This window comes from Pantoea sp. R102 (genome assembly GCF_004916815.1).
Classification (GTDB): domain Bacteria; phylum Pseudomonadota; class Gammaproteobacteria; order Enterobacterales; family Enterobacteriaceae; genus Pantoea; species Pantoea dispersa.
In genome coordinates this window covers 1-1,940 of sequence record NZ_SDFT01000264.1, presented here as the reverse complement: position 1 = coordinate 1,940, position 1,940 = coordinate 1, and the positions used below count along the sequence as shown (strand labels likewise).

General features: G+C 59.9%; 2 protein-coding genes and 1 pseudogene. All 3 read right to left on the bottom strand.

Annotated features, from left to right (window positions below):
- A partial coding sequence (alsK, locus tag ERD80_RS21315) for an allose kinase (protein ID WP_136548451.1) occupies nt 1-756 on the bottom strand: 756 nt, incomplete at its 3' end.
- Nucleotides 753-1,445 (bottom strand): D-allulose 6-phosphate 3-epimerase, encoded by a 693-nt coding sequence (gene alsE / locus ERD80_RS21310; protein ID WP_031279804.1) that lies wholly within the window; start codon nt 1,443-1,445, stop codon nt 753-755. The genes alsE and alsK, both read right to left, overlap by 4 nt.
- A pseudogene (locus ERD80_RS21305) lies at nt 1,445-1,940 on the bottom strand (ABC transporter permease); the annotation flags it as partial. The gene alsE and the pseudogene ERD80_RS21305, both read right to left, overlap by 1 nt.

Below are 1,940 nucleotides of genomic sequence, written 5' to 3'. Positions count from 1 at the left end.
CTGCGCCAGCGGGAAATCTGCCATCGCCAGCACGCCGCCGCCCAGAATCAGGTACTCCGGATCGAGAATGTTCATCTCGGTGGCGATCAGCTGTGCCAGCCGCTGCACAAACGCCTGCAGCGCCGGGTCAGAACCATGATGGGTAAACAGCGCCGACATCGGCGTTTGCGCCGCATTGGCCTGCGCCCATTGGCTTAACCAGTGGCCGGAGGTCACGGTTTCCGCGCAGCCGTGGTTGCCGCACGGGCAGGGCAGCGCGTTACCGGCCACCGGCACGTGGCCGAGTTCACCGGCTCCGCCATGCTGACCATGATAGAAGCTGCCGTTGATCCACAGGCTGTTGCCCATGCCGGTGCCAGGATACAAACCTACCGCATTTTCCGGCAGCTGCTCCAGCTGCATTAGATCCCATAGCATCAGATGGTTAACGTCTTTATCCATCGCCACCGGCACGCCCAGTCGTTCACTCAGCAGCGCCGCTACCGGCTGATGATCGAGCGCCTGAATGAACGGCAGTGAAATCACCTGCTGGCGATCGCGGCTGAGAATACCCGGCAGGCCGAGCATCACACCGCTGACCGGCTGCTGCTCCAGCGTTTCCGCAATCAGCTGCCCAAGTGCGGCCAGCGCATCGGGCTGCTGCGCCCAGCTGGCGGTGGGCACTTTACGAAAGCTGCTCCAGATGCGGCCTGCCTCCATCAACTGCAGACGGGTGCCGGTGCCGCCAATGTCGATACCGAGCCAGCGTGTTGTCATGCCGACACCTGCGCCAGGCCCTGCGCTTCATCAATGCTCTCACGCATCATGTTCCACGCGGTGGCAAGGTCTTCGTGAATGTTAAACAGGCCGGAAGTACCGACAATCAGCACTTCGGCACCGGCACCGACCAGCGTGTTGTAGGTGCGCGTATTACAGGAACCGTCAATCTCAATCAGGTAGCGGTGGCCGTGCGCCTGTTTCAGCGCCTTCAGCTCCTGCACCTTCTGCACCATCTCCGGGATAAACGGCTGACCGGCATAGCCAGGATCCACGGTCATCACGGTGATTTTATCCAGCAGATGAATGTAATGATGGATAAAGGAGACCGGCGTGGCCGGGTTGAGCACCACGCCCACTTTTTTGCCGTAGCTGCGAATCAGGTTAATCACGCGAAACGCATCACGATTGATGGTTTCAGCGTGCGGGCAAATGTAATCGGCGCCGGCATTGGCCACCGCTTCAATAAAGTCGGTCGGCTCTTCCACCATCAGATGCACATCGATCGCCACCTGGGTATGCGGGCGGATCTGCTCAATAAAGAACGGCGACAGGGTGATGTTTTTAACGTAGTGACCGTCCATGATGTCGATGTGCAGGAAGTCAGCGCGGGAGTCCAGCACGGCCAGCTGGTGCTTGATCTCCATCAGATTCATACACATCAACGACGGGGAGACTTGAATACGCATCATACTTCCTTTTTTTCGGTCAGAGGATTAAGCGCCGCGGCCAGCTTGCTGAGCCTGACGGCACGGTGATCGTTAAAGCGCGCTTTGAGTTGTTTGAAGGCCAGCACCACCACCAGCACGGCACCCCACATCGCCAGGCTGACGTGCTGGCTGATGTTCATCAGGTTGAAGCCGGTGGAGAGCACCTGCAGCGCAATCAGCGCCAGCACCACGCCGGTCACGCGGCCAAAACCGCCGTTGGGATCGGTGCCGCCGAGAATGATGGCCAGCACGGTCAGCAGCAGGTAGGCATCGCCGTAACCCATGCGCGCCGAGTTAAAGCGCGCCATCATGATCAGGCCGGCCAGCACGCACAGCAGGCTGGAGATGACGTACACCAGCATCACCATACGGTGGGTATTGATGCCGCTGAACCAGGTGGCGTTGATGTTGCTGCCGCCCATGTAGATGCATTTGCCGGCGCGGGTTTTGCCGAGGAACAGCGCCAGCAGCGCG